Annotated in this window: 16 protein-coding genes; 7 read left to right on the top strand and 9 right to left on the bottom strand. The window is 65.7% G+C overall.

Annotated features, from left to right (window positions below):
- Window positions 1-106: 106 nt before the first annotated feature.
- On the top strand, window positions 107-874 hold the full coding sequence (locus tag GRI55_RS01305; protein ID WP_063505933.1) for a class II aldolase/adducin family protein: 768 nt from the start codon (window positions 107-109) through the stop codon (window positions 872-874).
- 23 nt (window positions 875-897) lie between these two features.
- On the top strand, window positions 898-1446 hold the full coding sequence (locus GRI55_RS01300) for a (2Fe-2S)-binding protein (protein WP_160765937.1): 549 nt from the start codon (window positions 898-900) through the stop codon (window positions 1444-1446).
- Here GRI55_RS01300 and GRI55_RS01295 read toward each other — a convergent pair.
- From GRI55_RS01295 to GRI55_RS01285, 3 genes are all read right to left on the bottom strand, one after another.
- Window positions 1443-3557, bottom strand: coding sequence for a TonB-dependent receptor (locus tag GRI55_RS01295; protein WP_160765936.1), 2115 nt, complete (start codon window positions 3555-3557; stop codon window positions 1443-1445). The genes GRI55_RS01300 and GRI55_RS01295 overlap by 4 nt on opposite strands.
- Before the next feature lie 153 nt (window positions 3558-3710).
- A complete protein-coding gene (locus GRI55_RS01290; RefSeq protein ID WP_160765935.1) occupies window positions 3711-4736 on the bottom strand; it encodes a DUF6607 family protein in 1026 nt (341 codons plus the stop codon).
- Window positions 4737-4747: 11 nt separating this feature from the next.
- Window positions 4748-7015, bottom strand: a complete 2268-nt coding sequence (locus GRI55_RS01285) for a TonB-dependent hemoglobin/transferrin/lactoferrin family receptor (protein ID WP_160766437.1) — start codon at window positions 7013-7015, stop codon at window positions 4748-4750.
- Between the two features lie 151 nt (window positions 7016-7166).
- Here GRI55_RS01285 and arsC point away from each other — a divergent pair, with 151 nt between their 5' ends.
- On the top strand, window positions 7167-7511 hold the full coding sequence (gene arsC, locus GRI55_RS01280) for an arsenate reductase (glutaredoxin) (RefSeq protein WP_160765934.1): 345 nt from the start codon (window positions 7167-7169) through the stop codon (window positions 7509-7511).
- On the opposite strand, the gene GRI55_RS01275 is transcribed toward arsC, so the two are convergent.
- Window positions 7508-8866 carry an MFS transporter gene (locus GRI55_RS01275; protein ID WP_160766436.1) on the bottom strand — a complete coding sequence of 453 codons (1359 nt, stop codon included), beginning with the start codon at window positions 8864-8866 and terminating at the stop codon, window positions 7508-7510. The two genes, arsC and GRI55_RS01275, sit on opposite strands and share 4 nt — an antisense overlap.
- Window positions 8867-9003: 137 nt before the next feature.
- Between GRI55_RS01275 and GRI55_RS01270 the strand changes: the two genes are divergently transcribed.
- Window positions 9004-9597, top strand: coding sequence for a class I SAM-dependent methyltransferase (locus tag GRI55_RS01270; protein WP_050601011.1), 594 nt, complete (start codon window positions 9004-9006; stop codon window positions 9595-9597).
- Here the strand turns inward: GRI55_RS01270 and GRI55_RS01265 are convergent.
- Entirely contained in the window at window positions 9594-10418 is an 825-nt protein-coding gene (locus tag GRI55_RS01265; RefSeq protein ID WP_160765933.1) for a glycerophosphoryl diester phosphodiesterase membrane domain-containing protein, read from the bottom strand. The two genes, GRI55_RS01270 and GRI55_RS01265, sit on opposite strands and share 4 nt — an antisense overlap.
- Window positions 10419-10477: 59 nt before the next feature.
- Here GRI55_RS01265 and lipB point away from each other — a divergent pair, with 59 nt between their 5' ends.
- Together lipB and GRI55_RS01255 are read left to right on the top strand one after the other, a co-directional pair.
- Window positions 10478-11149: a lipoyl(octanoyl) transferase LipB gene (gene lipB / locus GRI55_RS01260; RefSeq protein ID WP_160765932.1), complete on the top strand. Its 672-nt coding sequence runs from the start codon at window positions 10478-10480 to the stop codon at window positions 11147-11149.
- Entirely contained in the window at window positions 11146-11472 is a 327-nt protein-coding gene (locus GRI55_RS01255; RefSeq protein WP_160765931.1) for a hypothetical protein, read from the top strand. Before lipB ends, GRI55_RS01255 begins: the two co-directional genes overlap by 4 nt.
- Here the strand turns inward: GRI55_RS01255 and GRI55_RS01250 are convergent.
- Both GRI55_RS01250 and GRI55_RS01245 read right to left on the bottom strand, forming a co-directional pair.
- Entirely contained in the window at window positions 11469-12344 is an 876-nt protein-coding gene (locus GRI55_RS01250; protein WP_160765930.1) for an HpcH/HpaI aldolase/citrate lyase family protein, read from the bottom strand. The two genes, GRI55_RS01255 and GRI55_RS01250, sit on opposite strands and share 4 nt — an antisense overlap.
- A 29-nt stretch (window positions 12345-12373) precedes the next feature.
- A complete protein-coding gene (locus tag GRI55_RS01245) occupies window positions 12374-13486 on the bottom strand; it encodes an alkene reductase (RefSeq protein WP_050600885.1) in 1113 nt (370 codons plus the stop codon).
- 53 nt (window positions 13487-13539) lie between these two features.
- On the opposite strand from GRI55_RS01245, the gene GRI55_RS01240 reads away from it, so the two are divergent.
- Window positions 13540-14445 (top strand): DMT family transporter, encoded by a 906-nt coding sequence (locus tag GRI55_RS01240; protein ID WP_160765929.1) that lies wholly within the window; start codon window positions 13540-13542, stop codon window positions 14443-14445.
- On the opposite strand, the gene GRI55_RS01235 is transcribed toward GRI55_RS01240, so the two are convergent.
- On the bottom strand, window positions 14442-15764 hold the full coding sequence (locus tag GRI55_RS01235) for a DUF2254 domain-containing protein (RefSeq protein WP_050600883.1): 1323 nt from the start codon (window positions 15762-15764) through the stop codon (window positions 14442-14444). The genes GRI55_RS01240 and GRI55_RS01235 overlap by 4 nt on opposite strands.
- Window positions 15761-17059, bottom strand: a complete 1299-nt coding sequence (locus GRI55_RS01230) for a DUF2254 family protein (protein ID WP_160765928.1) — start codon at window positions 17057-17059, stop codon at window positions 15761-15763. Before GRI55_RS01230 ends, GRI55_RS01235 begins: the two co-directional genes overlap by 4 nt.
- Window positions 17060-17083: the final 24 nt, after the last annotated feature.

The following is a 17083-nucleotide window of genomic DNA, read 5'->3' as shown; positions in this document are numbered from 1 at the left end:
GCGCGAACTCTTCCCGCTCGCGTAGAAGCCTTCGGGCGCTTGCGAAGAAGCCTTCGGGCGTGCGATACAGGTCTTCAAACGAAACCGCTTACGGAGAGAGCGAGCCATGGCCACCCAGATGAAAACCCGCGATTTCGAATGCAGCGATGCCGAATGGCAGGCGCGGCAGGACCTGGCGGCCTGTTACCGCATCTTCGATCACCTCGGCTGGGGCGAGAGCATCTACAACCATATCTCGGTTGCCGTCCCGGGTGAGGAAAACGTCTTCCTCATCAACCCCTTCGGCCTGCTCTATGACGAAGTTACCGCGTCGAACCTGGTCAAGATCGATGTCGAGGGCAACAATGTCGGCCCGTCGCAATACATGGTCAACAAGGCGGGCTTTACGCAGCATGCCTATTTCCACGAGAAGCTGGGCGCGCGGGCCAATGCGATCTGTCATGTCCACACCACCGCGACGATGGCGGTGTGCAGCCACAAGGACGGATTGCTGCCGACCAATTTCTATGCCTGCAATTTCCAGGGGCAGATCGGCTATCACGATTTCGAAGGCGTCACCGTTCGCGCCGAGGAAGGCGAACGGCTGGTCCAGAACCTCGGCAACAATTCGATCCTGATGCTGCGCAACCACGGGCCGGTGGTTATGGACAAGACCATCCAGGGGATGTTCGTGAAGATGTGGGCGTTGCAACGCGCCTGCGAAATCCAGGTTGCCACGCTGAGCCAGGGTGAAGCCAATGTCATCTCGCAGGAAGTCGTAGATGTGCACCAGCGCGATCTGTCGGTGATGCAATCGCAGGGCGGCGCCGGCGTGTTCGACTTCGAAGCGTGGAAGCGCCGCGTGTCGAAGATCGACGACAGCTGGAAACACTGAAGCCTCACTAGGCCGCGCCGCGCATGACCAGCATGACCGTGAACGGGAAGCCGATGCGCTTCCTGATGGATCCCGATACCCCCCTGTTGTGGGCTTTGCGCGATGCGGCCAATCTGACCGGCACCAAATATGGCTGCGGCGAGGGGGATTGCGGCGCCTGCATGGTGCATGTCGATGGCGAGGCGCTGCGATCGTGCCTGATCACCATTTCCGAGGCCGAAGGGCGGTTCATCACCACGATCGAGGGGCTCAGCCGTGACCGGTCGCATCCGGTGCAGCAGGCGCTGGTGGCCCAGCAGGCGATCCAGTGCGGCTATTGCACGCCCGGCATCGCGATGGCCGCCAGCGCGCTGCTGGCCAAGACCGCCGCGCCGAGTGAAGCGGAAATAAAGGCGGCCATCCCCAATCTGTGCCGCTGCGGGGTCTATCCGCGGCTGGTTCGCGCGATCGAGCGGGCCGGCCGGGTGGCCCGGCGGGCGGAGACGATCAGCGCCGCGCCCGCGCCCGGCATCGATGCCCGGGACGCCGCGCGGGAAGTTCCCGCGATCAGCGCCCCGGCGACGCGCGACTAGAGCGCGAAGCGCACGCCGATCCGCGCGCTGAAGGGTTCGGCGGGCTGGATGTTGTTGTTGCCGTGCGCGCTCGGGTAATAGGTTTCGTCGAACAGGTTCTCGATGTTGAGCTGCAGGCTCAGGCGATCGCTGACCGTGTAGAACGCCGCGGCATCGACCCGCCAGTAGCTCGGCAGTTCGACCGTGTTCGAGAAACTCGCGAACTGGTCGGACTGGTGGATCACGCCGAAGCCGAAGCCCAGTTGTTCGGTGACATCGAAGCGGTTCCACGCGGCGATCTGGTGCTTGGGCGTCTGCTGCAGGCGTTGGCCCGCGGGGCCGAAGCTGCTCGCCGTGCGCAGTTCGCCGTCGAGATGGGTGTAGCCGATATTGGCTTTCCAGAAGTCGGTGATTTCGCCCACCGCGCCGATCTCGAACCCTTCGACGCGGCTTTCACCGGTCAGGGTGGTTACGCCGGTGCTGTCGGTGAAGGGGGTCTTGCTGCGGTCGAGGCGGAACACCGCGGCAGTCACCAGGACCTTTGCCAGCGGCGCCCATTTCACGCCCAGTTCGTAATTGGTGAACTTTTCCGGTTCGAACTGCGCCGAGGTCGGGCTGAGCACGAGAAACTGGTCGCCCGCCTGCGGCAGGAAGCTTTCCGCATAGGAAGCGTAGATCGACAGGTCGCGGTTGGGCTTCACGATCACGCCGAAGCGCGGGCTGACCTTTTCGTCCACCCGGTCACCCGCAACGCCGCCCACCAGATCGAGCGTGTCGAGGTCGAAACGGTCCCACCGAAGACCGCCGACCAGTTCGACGTGGTCACCGATCTGGAGCTGCTCCTGCAAATAGAAACTCAGTGTTTCCAGCTGCGAATCGCGCAGCCGCGCACCTGCATCGAGCGTGTAGGGCGGGATGAAGATCGTCTCGCCAAGGGGCGTCTCGTTCGGAGCCAGCCCGCCGGTTCCCGGGGCACGGGTGAAGCTGACCGTATCGCGTCCGTTGCGCGTGTCCTGCCGGCTGACCTCGAAACCCAGCAGCAGCGTGGATTCAAGCGTATCCCCGCCCGCCTGCCAGACCAGATTGCCCTGGCCGATCCAGTTTTCGCGGTCGGTATAGTCCCGATAGCCGCCGAGGAACACGGTATCGGCCGTGCTGTCGAGCCCGCTCGGCAGGATGTTGGCATAGACCTTGTCGTAATCGGCATACTGGATCGTGCCATTGGCGCTGAGCCCGCCGCCGAATTCGTGTTCGATCCGGACGCGGCCGATATGCACTTGCGCTTCGGCCTGGTTGAAGCCGGGATCGCCGAAGAAGGTTTCGTCGTAGCCGCGCAGCGGGCCGGTCCCAGCGACCGAGGGCACGCCCCGATCGGTTACGCGGCGGTCGTCGTCATAGGTGTAGCTGGCGACCAGCGTGGTCTGCGGGCCGAGCTCGGCCGTCAGGGTCGGCGAGATGCCGAAGAAGCGGCCTTCGTAGAAGTCGCGGTGGCTGTCGAATTCCTCATAGGTGGCATTGAGCCGGAGCGCGGCGCTGCCGGACAGCGGCTGGTTGACATCGGCCAGCAGCGCGAAGGCACCGAAGCTGTCGATGCTGGCTTCGCCCGACACTGCCTGGCCGTTCAGTTCCGCGCGCTTGGCGACGCGGTTGATCGCCCCGCCGCCCGCGCCGCGGCCGAAGATCAGCGCATTGGCGCCCTTGAGCACTTCGACGCGTTCGATGTTGTAGAGCGAGCGGTAGTATTGCGCATCGTCGCGCAGCCCGTCGATGTAGAAATCGGCGGTGCTTTCCTGCCCGCGGATGAACACCTCGTCGCGGTGGCCTTCACCGGTCTCCATGCTGATGCCGGGGACATAACGCAGCGCTTCGTTCAGCTGGCGGATCGACTGGTCTTCCAGCTGGTCCTCGGTGATATAGCTGACGCCCTGCGGTACGTCGATCAGCGGGGTCGGGGTCTTGGTCGCGCTCGATCCGTCCTGCATGCCGTAATCCGACTCGCCATTGCCCGTGACCACGATGTCGGTCGGCAGGTAACTGCGCTCGGGCTGCACGTCGTCGTCGGCGTGGGCCACGGCGGGGAAGAGCAGGGCGGCACCGGCAAGCAGGGCGGCGCGGCGGTGAAGATGGGGCATCCGGATCTCGCAAGTGATAGAGGTCTCAATTGCCCCGGTCAGCTATTGAGAAGTATTCGCACTTGCAAGGGCACTCGGGGATATCCCGTAGTCTTCGCGCAGGGCGACACGGCTTTCACCCGTGCCGCCCTGCGATAGTGTTGCCTCAGCGCATCAGTATCCGGCTGCGGTTGCCGCATTCGCCGCAGCCCTCGGGGCCGTCGCCGTGCGAATCAATTCGCGCGCTTCGGCAATCGCTGCCGCTTCGCCGAGATCGCCCGACCGGATCTCGTTCGCGATGGTCAGCAGGCGGCCGCTGATCACCGTCCCGGTCTGCGCTTCCTCGGCGATGGTGATGCCGCCGCGCGCCTGCGCCACCGCATCCCATTCGGCGCGAACCGCTTTCCAGTAGCTTGCAGTGTCCGCCCAATAGGCATCCGCCGCTGCGACATTGTAGTCGTCGAAGGCGTCATAGGTGTTGAGGACATATTCCTGAACCACCGGCGTGAGGCCTTCCGCGGCGGAGCCATCGGGCATCATCTTGGTGTTGTCCTGCCAGTGGATCCAGCCGGTGGGGGTCAGCTGGTGGCGGTTGATCGACGCATACCGATCGTAGACCGGGTCGCGCACCGCATCGCGGCGGGCGAGCGGGCGCCACGTCCAGTTCGAACGCCAGCGGCGGATGCCCTGGCTGTCCTGCCATTCGCCCCAGCCGGCATAGCGCGGGCTGTCGTCGACCTGATAGACCGTCTGCGACCAGCGGCCATTGCGCAGCCGTTCGGGCATTTCGACCCATTCCCATTTGTTGGGGCCGGTATAGGCGAGGATTTTCTCGGGCTCGTATTCCCAGTCCTGGCGCCAGTGCTTGATGACGAATTCCTCGCCTTCCTCGCCCACGACGAGCAGGTGCTGGAGGACGATCCTGGTGCCGGTATCCTCGACCACGCGGACCGATTCGTGCCCGCCCGAAATCTTGCGGTCGAGTGGTTCGTAGCCCGTCATCCACGGGGTCGATTCCTGCATGTCGAAGCGGACCTTGTAATCGCCTGCCATGCTCAGGATGGTTTCGCGGTCGCGCTCGAAATGGGCGTTCTCGACCGCTTCGCCGCGGTCCGCGATCGGGCCGTCGGCCAATGCGGGGGCGGCGACGAGCGCGGTGGCGAGAAGGGCGGTGCGGAAGAAAGTTCGTACGTTGGTCATGGTGTCCTCCCTCAGAACTGGAAGCTGAGCGAAACGCTCGCATTGCGGCCGGGCCGGGTATAGGCATCGGTCGTGGTGGAAGTGGCCGAGAGGCCCCTGACGTCCTGCCAGTAGGCGTATTTCTCGTCGAAGATGTTGAAGATGCCCGCGCGCAGTTTGAGCGCGTCGGTCACGGCGAAGAAAGCCGTGGCATCGAGGATGGTGAAGGCATCGGGGCGATAGCCGCCGTCGGTCTCGTCGAGCGGCTTGCGTGCGTGATGCGTCGCGATCAGCTCGCCGCCGAAGCGCCCTTGCGGCTGGCGATAGCCGATTCCCAGAACCAGGTTGAGCGGGTCGATCGTGTCGAGCGGGGCGGGGGCCTGACCTGGCGAGAGAATATCACCATCGGCATAGGCGATTGCGAAGCGGCTGTAGAAGCCGTTCTCCATGCGGAAATTCGCCTTGGCCTCGACGCCCTCGATTGCGACTGCATCGTAATTGACGAACTGGTACTGTGCCGGGTCCATCGGGGTGAACGACCCGCCCACGACCTGCTGGCTGATGAAGTCGTCATAGTCGGCAGTGAAGGCGGCAAGCTGCAGCGACACTGCCTCGGTCGAGAACTTGATCCCGCCCTCCCAGCTCTCGCTGGTTTCGGGGCCCAGGTCCGGATTGGGCAGCGAGGTGTAGCCATAGGCCAGGTTCTCGAAGAAGTTGTTCACCTGGTACGGCGTCGGCGCGCGGAAACCCTGCGCGTAATTGGCGTAGAGCAGGACGTCGTCCGCCAGCTTGACCGTCACGCCCAGCTTGGGTGACAGGCGGTCGTCGCTCTGCGCAGAGCCGGCGAATTCGGGCAGTAGCGGATCGTCGGTCGGATCGAGATCGTAGAAGTCGTACCGCAGCGCGGGAAAGACCGTCAGCGCGCCGTCGAAAAAGGTGAATTCGCTCGCCAGGAACAGCCCGCCCAGCATGAAGTCGGTCGCGGGGAAGGCGCGGGTCGGGAAGACTTCGCCGAAGGGCGGTTCGGTGCCGTCGCGCAGGCCTTCCTGCCGGGTCCAGCTGATATCGCCGCCGAAGGCCAGCGTGGTGCGGAAGGCGTCGTTGCCGAAGACGCTGCGCGCTTCTGCCGATGCGCCGTAGACTTCGTTCTCGAACGTGTTCAGCCGTTCGCGATCGGGGCGCGGGGTGGCGCCGACGGGCGAGCGGTCCTCGTCGGTGAACTGCACGTCCTGCCCGTCCTGATAATAGGCCGCGGCATGCGCGTAATCGATCGCGCCTTCGCCGACATAGGTCCAGTCGAGCGACACGCGGCCGCGTTCGGTGGTGTCGAGTGCGGTCAGATCGTCGACGATCCAGCTGGGGAAGGGGCCGAAGAGGAAGGCCGGCCCCTGCCCGGAGAGGACATCGGTGGCGACTTCGGTTTCGAGATATTCGCCCGTCAGCCGCACCCGGTGCGCGCCGGTATCCCACACCAGCTTGCCCAGGACGGCGTTCGAATTGCCGTCCTGCGGATTGGGCAGCGTGCGCGTGCTGCCAAGGCCGCCGATTTCGCCGCGGTTTTCCAGTTCCTGGAAGTCGCGCCGGGTGTAGGACAGCATCGCCGAGACATCGCCGAAGATGCCGGCAAGCGCCGCGGTCTCGGTGAACTCCTCATCGGCGCTCGAATAGGAGGCACGGACAAATCCGCCGAACCTGCTGCCGGGTTCGATGAGATCGACCGGGTCGCTGGTGGTGAAGCTGATCGCGCCGGCCAGCCCGTCGCTGCCGTAAAGTGCGGAAGCCGGACCGCGCAGGATCTCGACCGATTTGACGAGGCTTACATCGGTGTACCCGCCGCGCCCCGCATCCTGCGCGCCGAAGGAAAAGCCCTGCGGGCTGCGGATGCCATCGACCTGAATGAGCACCCGGTTCCCGCCGATCCCGCGGATGATGAAGTCTTCGTTCCGGGCACGCCCGGTCGCGCCCAGCGCGGCACCGAAGCGGGCCGGTGCGCGGCGCACCGAAACGCCGGGTTCGTAGCGCACGAGGTCCTTGATGTCGGTGGCCAGTTCGTCGGCGATCTGCTCGTCGTCGATCACGGTTACCGTCGCCGGGGCGTCCGCAATCTGCAGCGGAATGCGGGTCGCCGTGACAACGATCTGTTCGTCATTTTCCGTGGCCGCCTCATCCGCCGCAAGCGCCGCTGCGGGCGTGCAGGCAGCGGCCAGAGCAGCGAGGGCCGATCCCGTTTTCCAGCCAGCGCTGCGGTTCCTGACGGGCGCGCCGAAAATGCGCGTGGCCGGTTCGAGTGTCGATCTCATCATATCCCCTGTGGTGTCCGTTGGTGTGCGCCGGGCTGATATTGAGAATCACTCGCATTCGCAAGATGGAAAATGAGGCGGGATCGGTTTTGTGCCCTTTTCTCCCCCGCGCAGCTCGATTAGCCAACTGTGCGAAAAGGAGATCCATTCGATGAAAGCGACAATCTGGCACAACCCGAAATGCGGCACCTCGCGCAAGACGCTGGCCATCCTGGAGAATCTGTCCCGGCTAGAGGTGGAAGTGATCGAGTATCTCAAGCACCCGCCCACTGCGGACAAGCTGCGGCAGCTCTATCGCGATGCCGGCATCACTCCCAACGAAGGCCTGCGCACACGCGGGACCGATGCGCAGGAACGCGGGCTGGTCGATGCACCTGCCGAGGATGTTCTGGCGGCGATGGCAGCCGAACCGAGCCTGATCGAACGGCCGCTGGTCGAAACCGAGAAGGGTGCGCGGCTGTGCCGGCCGCAGGAACGGGTGCTTGAAATCCTCTAGCGGCGTTCGCTGGTGAGCGCGACGTCCGGCTGCAAGGCCAGCCAGCCATAGGCGAAAACGATTGCGCACAGGCTGACGATCAAACCGAAGCCCAGCCAATCCGAATGGTTGTACAGCCACACGCCGAGCGCGGGGGCATAGATGAAGCTCGCCCCCGCGACGGAAGCGGTCACCCCGCCAGCCTGCCCCTGTTCGGCGCGGCTGACGGCCAGCGAAGTGCCCGAGGTGTTCCCCGGACGGAACAGCCCGAAGCCGAGCGAGGCGATCGAATAGCCCAGCGCGATGGTGTGGATCGTCTGTCCGAGGCCGAGCACCACAGTCCCCACAGCAGCGATGGCAATGCCCCATAACGATGCGGCGCGCGGACCGAGGTCGAGACGCGGGATCAGGCCCCATTGCGCCAGCAGCGTGGCAATGGCACCGGCCATCAGCACCAGCCCCACGGGGCCCGCCCCCGCAGCGGGGTCGCCGCGCAGGCCCAGGCGGTCGAGCACAAGAAAGCCCGCGATCCCGAGCACCATCGCCTGAGCATGGCCGCCGAGAAGGCCCGATACGACCCACGGCCGCAGCCGCGGTTCGAACCAGCGCAGCTTGCCCGGCTCGGCCCCAACCGCATCTTCTTCGTCGCTCTCGTCCTTGCCGACCTCGTTGGGCGGACTGCCCGAATGGGGCGATTCGTAGGCGGTGCCGCGCGCCGGGAATTGCGGCTCGTCATTGGGCAGCCGCCACCGCACGGCGACCAGTGTGATCGCGCCGATCAGCGCAAACACCAGGAACGGCCCGGCCAGCCCCACCACTGGCAGGACCATCAATGGGGCAAGGGCAGGGCCGATGACCGTGCCCAGCCCGAAACTCGACGCAATCAGCGACAGCGCCTGCGTGCGTTCGGCGCGCGGCGTCCGGCTGGCGACATAGGCCTGCACTGCCGGCGGGGCGGCGCTGCCGAAACCGCCATAGAGGCTGCGCGCCGCAGCAAACAGCAGGAGGCACCAGAGCGCGGGGAAGATGCCCGCCAGGCCCAGCCACAGGATCAATCCGCACAGGACGAAGCTGGCGATGAAACCGAGCATTCCGAGCGCCATCATCGCCTTGCGTCCGCGCTGGTCCGATTTCCGCGCCCAGAACGGTGCGCACACCACCCACAGCAGCGCCGACCAGCTGTAGGCCAGGCTGATCCAGACGTCGTCCACGCCCAGCGATGTGCCGATCGAAGGCATCACCGACTGCATCGCCGTATTGCCAGCAGCGGTGGTCAGCATCACGGCGAACAGCAACGCCATCCGTCCCCGCGGGATGGCGCGCGCGCGTTCGGCAGGCGGCTCCGTCAGGGGGCGGGCGGGATCGATATCGGCCATCGGCACCAGCGGTAGGCGCGCGCCCGCATCCTTGCAATGGACTAGCGGGACTGGCAAACCGGCGGCTTCATCGAACTGTCATAGGGTTGGCAATTTTGACCGGACATCAGGGCGCTGGCGTGATCGCGCGGCCGAACATGCGCAAACGGCTCGCGCGGGCTTTCGGCCAGTGGGGCGTGTTCTTTCGCGGGTTCATCGAAGAACCGCGGATGGTCGGGTCGATCATTCCCTCTTCGCGCTTCACCATCCGCAAGATGCTGGCGCCGGTCGACTGGGACCGCTGCGAGGTGTTTGTCGAATACGGCCCGGGAGTTGGCACTTTCTGCCAACCCGTGCTCGACCGGTTGCGGCGCGATGGCACGCTGATCGTGATCGACACCAACCCGCTGTACATCGACTATCTGCGCAAGCACTTCCGCGACAGCCGTTTCCACGCGGTACACGGCTCGGCGGCCGACGTGGTCGAAATCGTCAGGGCACACGGCCATGACGGCGCCGACTATGTCCTTTCCGGCCTGCCGTTCTCGACCCTGCCCGATGGCGTCGGACCTGCAATCGCCAAGGCCACCCATGACGTGATCCGCCCGGGCGGGGCGTTCCTCGTCTATCAGTTCTCGGCCAAGGCACGCGATTTCATGGCCAAGCATTTCCGCCGGATCGATCGCGGGTTCGAATTCTGGAATGTCCTGCCGTGCCAGCTGTTCTGGGGCTGGAAAGACCCCGCCGACTAGCCGTCGGCTGACGGCGTCCGTTCATGGCCCAGCCGGGCCAGCTGCGTGTGCACCGCAGCCAGCACGCACACCGCCACCACCACCATCACGGCATTTACCAGCCCCGAAAGCACGCCTTCGCCAAGCAGCGCGGCCTGTTCCCCGGCCAGCGCGAAGGGCAGGCCCAGCACCAGCGTGATGACCACAGACAGAACCATGAAGGCGACCAGCAGCAGCAGGTAGAACAGGAACAGGCGGAAGCTTTGCCCGCGGGTAAGCGTCCAGGACCGCCTGAGCGCCCGGACCGGATTGCGTTCCCCCTCGATCGCGATGACCGGCGCGACCAGCGACAGCTTGACCACGATATAGCAAGTGACGACGAAGGCGACGATACCGCCAAGCACCGCGAGCGCCTGCAACCCGGTCAATGCGCCGATCGCGGTCAGCAGGACGGCGACGAAGACGATCAGCGCCACCTGCAGCAGTTGCGCGGCAATATAGCTGAGCACCGACCGCCCGCCTGCGGCCAGCGCCTCGCCCACCGTGGGATTGGCGCGCTGCCGGACCAGCGCGAGCATGGCCAGCAGGCCGATCCCCTGGATGATCGCGAGGACCAGGAACAGCCACCAATAGCTGGCGTACAGATCGCTTGCGGCCGCTGCCATCAGGTCGAAATTGCCGCTGGCCTGCGCGGCCTGCAGATCGCCCATCTCGGGCAGGGCCATGGCGACACCGGCATAGGGCAGGAAGAAGAAGACCCCGGCGACGACCGCCAGCAGCCCCAGGTTGCGCGACAGCAATCGCGAGGCGTCCTTCCAGGCGGTATCGAGGTTGAATTTCATGCAGCGCTACTCCCGTTTGCCCCTTGATAAGCGTTCCGCCAGTCGCCACGCAATCGCCTATGTCCACTGCTTCACCCGAAACCGTCGAATGGCGCGCCGAGCCGGGCCGGATCGACTACCGCACCGCGCTCGAAAGCATGACTGCGCGCAATCATGCGATCGCCGAAGGCGCAGCGGGCGAACTGGTCTGGCTGCTCGAACATCCCCCGGTCTATACGGCCGGGACCAGTGCCGATGGCGCCGAATTGCTCGATCCGCGGTTCGATGTCGTCGAGGCGGGGCGCGGGGGACGGTACACCTATCACGGTCCGGGCCAGCGGATCGGCTATGTCATGCTCGACCTGAAGCAACGCGGCCGCGACGTGCGCTGTTTCGTCCATTCGCTCGAAGGCTGGGTGATCGCCACGCTGGCAGATATCGGCGTCGACAGCTGGCGCAGCGAAGGCCGGATCGGCATCTGGACGCGCGATATCGATGGGCGCGAGGCGAAGATCGGAGCCATCGGCGTGCGCGTGCGGCGCTGGGTGACGATGCACGGCTTCTCGGTAAACCTGGCCCCCGATCTTGCCCATTTCGGCGGCATCGTGCCCTGCGGCATCGAGGATTTCGGCGTAACCAGTCTCGAGCGTTTGGGAATCGCGCTTGCGCCTGCGGCATTCGATGAGGCATTGCACCGGCGCTTCGGTGATTTCCTCGAAGCGCTCGAAGGGAAGGGCTCTGCGCTGCCATGAGATTTCGTTCGATGGTCCTGCTCGTCGCTGGCCCGCTCGCCCTGTCGGCCTGTCAGGACGAGGCCCCGCTCGAGGAAAACGCCGACGAGGCCGACCGCGCCGCCAAGGGCGAGGTGCTCGGCGGGACGATCAGCGACGACATGATCCCGCTCGACCGGCTGCGTTCGCAATCGCCTCCGGTGGCCGATGCGCCTGCCGCTTCGCAGGGTGCGGGCGCGGGGGATCCCGCTCCGAGCGCGCCTGCCGTGGCCGAACGGAATGACGATGCGGACGATGTGCCGGCGCAGCCCGACGACGCAGGGCAGGATAGCCCCGTGGGCTAGTCTTCGCCCAGCAACCGCCTGGCGCGTTGCAACTCGGACCGTTCGACCCGGCGGTCTCCCACCACCAGGAACGGCGCATCGGGATCGGCGCGGAAGGCGGCAACGATCCTGAAGGCTTCGGATAGCTCGCTTTCCAGCGGAGCGAAGGCGGAATTGATCCAGGGAACCTGCGCGGGATGGACCGCGACCATGCCGGTGAAGCCGTCGGCCCGCGCTGTTTCCGCCACCCGGCGGCCGGTATCGGCGTCCTGCACGTCGCGGAAGGGATGTTCGATGGCATCGATGCCGCGGGCATGCGCGATCAGGACCACCTGCGCCCGGACATGGGCCAGCGGGTCGCTCCAGCGTCCGCCGGGGCCGCGCAGGCGCCGCGCGCCGATTGCTCGGGCGAGGCCGATCGCATCCCATGTCAGCCCGGACACGCGCGGGTGCAGATCGTCCGCCAGACGGCCGATCGCCAGTGCATCGACCGGACGCGATCCGAGCTGGGGGATTATCCGCGTGATGTTGGCGGCCAGCCCCAGCCGGTCTTCCATTTCGTAGAGCACCGAGGCCAGCTGGCGGATGTCCTCGGCGCCGCGGCAATTGGCGAGCACGATGCCATGCGGGGACCCTTCCATCGCGGCGCCGAGCGCCTCGCGCCAGTCCGCCGTATCGAGCCCCGGAATGCGCGCCCACCGTTCGAACCGGCGTTCGGCGACCACCTGTTCGCGATGCGCGCGCAGCCATGCGCTCGCCGCCATCCGGGCCGCAGCCTGCAAGCCGGGCGCCAGCGGACGGGCGAGGTCGATGACGATGGCACCCGCACCCGATCCGGCGGCCGCGGCGATAGCCTTGTCATTCTCTGCCGGGATCAGGATCCACGATCGCATTGAACCTCCAGACTATCGCCAAGGGCAAATCAGCCCACTGCAGCTTGATCCTCATCGGTTAGTTTAGGGTAATCGATGTATCCGTGTGGACCCTTACCATACCAGCTGCGCGGGACATCCACATTCGGGGCGATGTCCGCCCCCAGCTTGAAGCGCTCAGGCAGGTCGGGATTGGCAATGAAATCGCGGCCCCAGCTGATCGCATCGGCGCGGCCCGCATCGATGTCGGCCACCGCCTCTGCGGCCGAATAGTCGCTGTTGAGAACGAGGGTGCCCGAATAGATCTTGCGGATCAGGGGGCTCTGCTTGGGCACGTCGGTGCTGCCGAAAGTGCCATCCGGTCCGGGCTCGCGCAGTTCGAGAAAGGCCACGCCGAGTTCCTCGACGACCTTGGCGGCCGCGCCGAAGGTGGTTGCCGGATCGCTATCGTCGCAGCCCTGCGTTTCGCCATTGGGCGACAGCCGGACGCCGACCCGGTCCTTGCCCCATACATCGATCAGCGCGGTCAGCACTTCGCGCAGGATCCGGGTGCGGTTTTCGGCGCTGCCGCCATATTCGTCTTCGCGCAGATTGGTGCTGTCGCGCAGGAACTGGTCGATCAGATAGCCATTGGCGGCGTGAAGCTGGACCCCGTCGAAGCCGGCCTTCTTCGCATTCTCGGCCGCCTTGCGGTAGTCCTCCACGATGCGCGCGATGTCCTCGACGGTGGCCGCTCTTGCCTGTTCATAGTCCTTGCGGCCTTCGAATGTGTGCGCGTGGCCCGGCGCGGTCGTCGCGCTGGCGGAAACCGGCGGATTGCCGCCGAGGAAATCGGGATGCACCAGCCGGCCCATGTGCCACATCTGCAGCACGATCAGCCCGCCTTCATCGTGGACCGCCTGAGTCACCTGCTTCCAGCCCTCGACCTGTTCATCGCTCCAGATACCGGGGGCGGCGGGCCAGCCCAGTCCTTCGACGCTGATCCCCGTGGCTTCGGAGATGATCAGCCCGGCACTTGCCCGCTGCCGGTAATATGTCGCCATCATCTCGTTGGGCACCGATCCCGGCTGGGTCGAACGCCCCCGCGTGAGCGGTGCCATGAAAATCCGGTTCGGGGTTTCGAGGGCACCCATGGTGAGCGGCTGGAACAGGCTTTCGTGCATGCGGGGCAATCCTTCTTGCTGACGCGTTTGGATCAAAGAGCTAGGGGCCGCCAATGACCAGCGCAACCGCTCCCCGCGACAAAAATGGCTATCAGGCGAGCGCATGGCACTTCGCGGCGCTGATCGCCGGCAATGTCGCGCTGGCGCTGGGGCCCTGGCTCGTGCGGCTGGCGGACACCGGGCCGGTGTCGGCCGGATTCTGGCGCCTGCTGCTGCCGATCCCGCTGCTCGCCCTGTTGGCGTGGCGGGGGCGTTCACCGCTGGCGCTCGATCGCGGCCTGGCGCTGCTCTGCCTGCTGGCAGGCGCGTTCTTCGCAGTCGATCTTGCCAGCTGGCATGTCGGGATCGAGCAGACCCGGCTCGCCAACGCGACGCTGTTCGGCAATTCGGGCAGCGTGATCCTGATGATCTGGGGCCTGATCGCGGCGCGGCGGGCGCCGACGGGCCAGGAAGGCATCGGGGTGTTTGCCGCATTGGCGGGGGCCGGCATACTGCTGGGCCGCAGCCTCGAGATCTCGCCGACCAGCTTCGCGGGTGATTTGTTCTGCCTGCTCGCGGGCGTGTTCTACGCTTTCTACCTGCTCCCGGCCCAGCGCGCGCGCGCGCAGCTGGGGCAGTGGACGGTCCTGCTCTTGGTCAGCCTCGCAGCGGCACCGATACTGCTCGGAATTGCGCTGGTGGCAGGTGAGCCGGTGTGGCCGGGCACGGCGGGTTGGGGCCCCGTGCTGATCCTGGCGCTGAGCAGCCAGATCGTCGGGCAGGGCCTGCTGGTCTTCGCGCTCGGGCATTTTCCGCCGCTGATCATCGGCATGGCCTTGCTGACCCAGCCCGCGCTGGCTGCCCTCGTCGGCTGGCTCGTTTTCGGCGAAACGCTGGTGCCGCTCGATGTGGTCGGCATGGTGCTTGTCGGTACGGCGCTGGTGCTGGCGCGGGTGAAGCGCAAGCCGCGCATGCGCTAGCGCTCGATATCCTGGAGGAAGCGCTGGTAGCGTGCCTCCACCATGTCGAGCTCGGGGCCGACCAGATGCTCGCGCGCCTGCAGCATCAGCAGGTTGCCTTCGCGGGCGAGGGTTTCGCGCCGCGTCTCGTCATCGAGCGTGGACGCCGCATCGACCATCGCCTCGAACGCGACCTGGGCGGCGATCCGGTTGTTGGCCAGCCCGCCGCGCATCGCGCCGAAACCGCGGCTGACGAAATGTTCGAAATCGTCCTCGAGCAGGACCACGCGCGGCTCTTCGCCATTGCTGGCATAGCTGCGCGTGAGGTCCCGCCGTCCCAGTTCGGCCGTCGCCGCGCCGAGCCAGTGGACCGCGGTTACGGCAGTGAAGGGATCGTTGATCCCGGGCGAGAGCGCGCGCAAGCCGATCTCCACCAATTCGTCGATCAGGAACTGCATGTCCTGGCTCGGCGTACGCATGCTGCCCAGCGTAAAGCATTCGCGGACATCCGCGTCGGGGCAATCCTCGACCACATCCATGTCCGCCCAATAGGCGATCACGACCTTGGGGTGGACGAAGTCCCCCGTGCGGACGGCCAGCTTGAGCTTGCCGTTCTCGCGCTGCGCGATCCGTTCGAGCCGCGAGAAGGAAATCGCTTGTACGTATCCCGTTTCGCGCGCGGTTATCGGGCTGCCGTCGGGCGCCGTCCCGGCGCGCTGGCCGGTGTTGGGATCGGGAAACCGCGCCTCGATATCGGTCAGCAGGCGCGCGCCGATGTCCTTCAGGACCGTGTTGATGCGGATCGAGGCAGGAATGTGGTTGAGGAAATAGACGAGTACCGCGACCGAAAGCGCCATCAGGCCGAAGGCGACCAGCAGCGACAGCTGCGGGACGAAGCCCGGCAGCGCGGTTGCGGCGGCGTCTTCCAGATTGGTCGCCACCTCGTCTTCCGCCCGCACGCTGCGCAGCACGGTGATGGCATAAACGAATGTGCCGATGAAGGTCGCCAGGCTGAACTGGTTGCCGCGGTCTTCCATGAAATTGGTCAGCAAGCGCGGGCCGTAATTGCCGCTGGCATAGGCGACTGCGGCGATGGTGATCGAGAACACGGTCGATGCGACCCCGATCATTGACCCGGCGATGACCGTTAGGATGTTGCTCGCCCCGTCGGGGCGCGCCGGTTCGAGCCAATCCACGTCGTTGAGGAAATCGGCCCATCCGCTGCGGTCGAGCCAGATCGTACCAAGCGCCAGTGCCACGCAGACGATCGAAAAGAGCGCCGGCAGGAACCAGTAGCTGGCATTGATGTCGTGCCAGAATTTGCGCAGCCGTGCGATCATGCTTCGCCGGCTACCGCAAGCAGGCACTTGTCGAAAGCACGATCGATGTCCGCCCGGTCGGAATCGTGTTCGGCATTGGCGCGGGCATGGGCATGCATTTCCGCTGCGCATGTCTGGAAGAACTGCAGCAGCGCGCCCGGGCAGCCCTGTTCGGCCAGCAGCGTTCTCAACCGCGCGAGATTTTCGATGATCCGTATCGAGACCGAAGGATAATCGGCGGCGGCCTGGCGAAACGCCTTGAGAGGGCCTTCGAACAGCCCGCGGAAATCCTGCCCCGGCAGTTCGAACCGGGGATCGTGTTCGTACACTGCGACCAGCCCGTCATCGACCCAAGTTTGCGCATGGCCCGCCATCGCGGCGGCGAGCTGGTCAGCGCAGGCCAGCGCGGTGTAGAAATCGTTGATCCCGGGCGAGAGGGCGCGGCTGGCCACTTCGACCAGCAGCCGGACCTGATAGACCGTCGACTGCACGCTGGAACGAAAATCGCCGATTGCCACGGTGCGCAGCACGGGTTTGGTCTTGCGAGGTTCATATTCGAACTGGACCAGCGGTTCGCCCTTCAGGACATGCTGGCCCGGTGCCGCGCAGAAGCGGACCTGCCCTTCGTGCGTGGCCAGGCGCTTGCGCAACCGCTCGAGGTCCATTCCCTCGACATAGCCTTCGCGCGGGGCGGGCAGGGCGAAGCGCCATTCGCCCGCGAAAGGTTCTGCCGCCACGACCGGGATGGCAATGCTCGACGCTTCGGTACCAAGATGCGCGATCGAGCGGTCGACGAACATCGTACGCCCCAGATCGTGGATTGCCACGCCCAGCATGGCGATGTTGACCAGTTCGAGCGCGAACAGCACCGCCAGCGCGAAGTGCGGCAATTCGGCAAGGCTTGCTTCGGGATCGATCCGCGACAGCACCACGATCGAGAAGACGAGGCAGAAGGTCAGCCCGGCAACCGAGACGCGGGTAAGCACCTTGTCGAGCCAGCGATCGACCAGCCGTACGCCCAGATTGGCCGTGGCCAGCGTCAACACGATCAGCGTGACCGACCAGTAGAGCGTCAGCAGCGCCGCGTTCACCCCGACAATCGCGATCGCGAGGTCCTGCGCCGCATCGCCGGCGACGAGCAGGGTGACTCCGCGCTCGAACAGCCATTCCCCGGCAAAGGCGCGGTCCGTCCACAGAACCGCCGCACCCAGCAGCGGGGCTCCGAACACGGCGATCAGCGGCAGCGACCAGTAATTGGCCACCAGCCGGTGGATCACATATTGCGAGATGCCGCGAAGCGGGCCCTTGGCGGCCAAATGCCGTTCCTTCTCATAGCGGAC

It is taken from the genome of Qipengyuania citrea, from assembly GCF_009828015.1.
GTDB lineage: Bacteria > Pseudomonadota > Alphaproteobacteria > Sphingomonadales > Sphingomonadaceae > Qipengyuania > Qipengyuania citrea.
Note: the sequence above shows the minus strand (reverse complement) of the source record. Positions and strands in the feature narration are given on the sequence as shown.

What these genes read in the sequence shown, in the direction of transcription:
- GRI55_RS01240 (WP_160765929.1), top strand. Translation starts at nt 13,540, where the DNA reads ATGACCAGCGCAACCGCTCCCCGCGACAAAAATGGCTATCAGGCGAGC.
- GRI55_RS01265 (WP_160765933.1), bottom strand. Translation starts at nt 10,418, where the DNA reads ATGAAATTCAACCTCGATACCGCCTGGAAGGACGCCTCGCGATTGCTG.
- GRI55_RS01285 (WP_160766437.1), bottom strand. Translation starts at nt 7,015, where the DNA reads ATGAGATCGACACTCGAACCGGCCACGCGCATTTTCGGCGCGCCCGTC.
- GRI55_RS01255 (WP_160765931.1), top strand. Translation starts at nt 11,146, where the DNA reads ATGAGATTTCGTTCGATGGTCCTGCTCGTCGCTGGCCCGCTCGCCCTG.
- arsC (WP_160765934.1), top strand. Translation starts at nt 7,167, where the DNA reads ATGAAAGCGACAATCTGGCACAACCCGAAATGCGGCACCTCGCGCAAG.
- GRI55_RS01300 (WP_160765937.1), top strand. Translation starts at nt 898, where the DNA reads ATGACCAGCATGACCGTGAACGGGAAGCCGATGCGCTTCCTGATGGAT.
- GRI55_RS01290 (WP_160765935.1), bottom strand. Translation starts at nt 4,736, where the DNA reads ATGACCAACGTACGAACTTTCTTCCGCACCGCCCTTCTCGCCACCGCG.
- GRI55_RS01235 (WP_050600883.1), bottom strand. Translation starts at nt 15,764, where the DNA reads ATGATCGCACGGCTGCGCAAATTCTGGCACGACATCAATGCCAGCTAC.
- GRI55_RS01250 (WP_160765930.1), bottom strand. Translation starts at nt 12,344, where the DNA reads ATGCGATCGTGGATCCTGATCCCGGCAGAGAATGACAAGGCTATCGCC.
- GRI55_RS01245 (WP_050600885.1), bottom strand. Translation starts at nt 13,486, where the DNA reads ATGCACGAAAGCCTGTTCCAGCCGCTCACCATGGGTGCCCTCGAAACC.
- GRI55_RS01270 (WP_050601011.1), top strand. Translation starts at nt 9,004, where the DNA reads ATGCGCAAACGGCTCGCGCGGGCTTTCGGCCAGTGGGGCGTGTTCTTT.
- GRI55_RS01305 (WP_063505933.1), top strand. Translation starts at nt 107, where the DNA reads ATGGCCACCCAGATGAAAACCCGCGATTTCGAATGCAGCGATGCCGAA.
- GRI55_RS01295 (WP_160765936.1), bottom strand. Translation starts at nt 3,557, where the DNA reads ATGCCCCATCTTCACCGCCGCGCCGCCCTGCTTGCCGGTGCCGCCCTG.
- GRI55_RS01275 (WP_160766436.1), bottom strand. Translation starts at nt 8,866, where the DNA reads ATGGCCGATATCGATCCCGCCCGCCCCCTGACGGAGCCGCCTGCCGAA.
- lipB (WP_160765932.1), top strand. Translation starts at nt 10,478, where the DNA reads ATGTCCACTGCTTCACCCGAAACCGTCGAATGGCGCGCCGAGCCGGGC.